Source organism: Aquabacterium sp. UBA2148, from assembly GCF_002328915.1.
GTDB lineage: Bacteria > Pseudomonadota > Gammaproteobacteria > Burkholderiales > Burkholderiaceae_C > Aquabacterium > Aquabacterium parvum.
Genome location: NZ_DCXA01000327.1, coordinates 10165 through 11046, shown reverse-complemented (window position 1 = coordinate 11046; position 882 = coordinate 10165). Strand labels below are relative to the sequence as shown.

Annotated in this window: 2 protein-coding genes; both read left to right on the top strand. The window is 66.8% G+C overall.

Annotated features, from left to right (window positions below; genetic code table 11):
• Positions 1 to 536: branched-chain amino acid ABC transporter permease (locus tag B2W70_RS18270; protein WP_286747998.1), on the top strand; the 536-nt coding region annotated here is incomplete at its 5' end.
• Positions 533 to 882, top strand: a 350-nt coding sequence (locus tag B2W70_RS18265) for an ATP-binding cassette domain-containing protein (protein WP_286747996.1), incomplete at its 3' end; no start/stop codon positions are given. The genes B2W70_RS18270 and B2W70_RS18265, both read left to right, overlap by 4 nt.

Sequence of the window (882 nt, the reverse complement as noted above, 5' to 3'; positions counted from 1 at the left end):
TCGTGGTGATCGCGGTGGTGGTGTGCAGCCGGCTGCACGACTCGCGCCTGGGCCGAGCCTGGATGGCCATCCGCGAGGACGAGATCGCTGCCAAGGCCATGGGCCTGAACGTGCGCAACCTCAAGCTCCTGGCCTTCGGGCTGGGCGCCACCTTCGGCGGTGTGGCGGGCGTGCTGTTCGCGAGCTTTCAGGGTTTCGTCTCACCTGAATCGTTCAGCCTGCAGGAGTCGGTGCTGGTGGTGGCCATGGTGGTGCTGGGCGGGTTGGGGCACATCCCTGGCGTGATCCTGGGCGCCTTCCTGTTGGCGGCTTTGCCCGAGGTGCTGCGCCATGTCGCTGGCCCTTTGCAGGCCATGACCGATGGGCGGCTGGATGCGGCCATCTTGCGTCAGTTGCTGGTGGCCCTGGCCATGATCGGCATCATGCTGCTGCGTCCGCGCGGCTTGTGGCCTTCGCCGCGCCACGAAGACCGGCTCATCCCCGATGACGGAGCGCCAGGCAACGCCAGCGTGAACGCGCAGGGAGGCCGGGCATGAGCCGACCATTGCTTCAGGTGCAAGGCGTGAGCAAGCGTTTCGGTGGCGTGCAAGCGCTCAGCGATGTCGGGCTGAACGTGCTGGCGGGGCAGGTGCACGGGCTGATCGGTCCCAATGGCGCGGGCAAGACCACCTTCTTCAACACCATCACCGGCCTGGTGCCAGTGGATGCGGGTCGGTTCGAGCTCGACGGACGCACTTACAAGCCAAGCGCTGTCCACCTGGTGGCCAAGGCCGGCATTGCACGCACCTTCCAGAACATCCGTTTGTTCGCCGACATGACCGCGCTGGACAACGTGCGCGTGGGACGCCATGTGCGCAGCCGCGTGGGCTGGTGGCAGGCGAA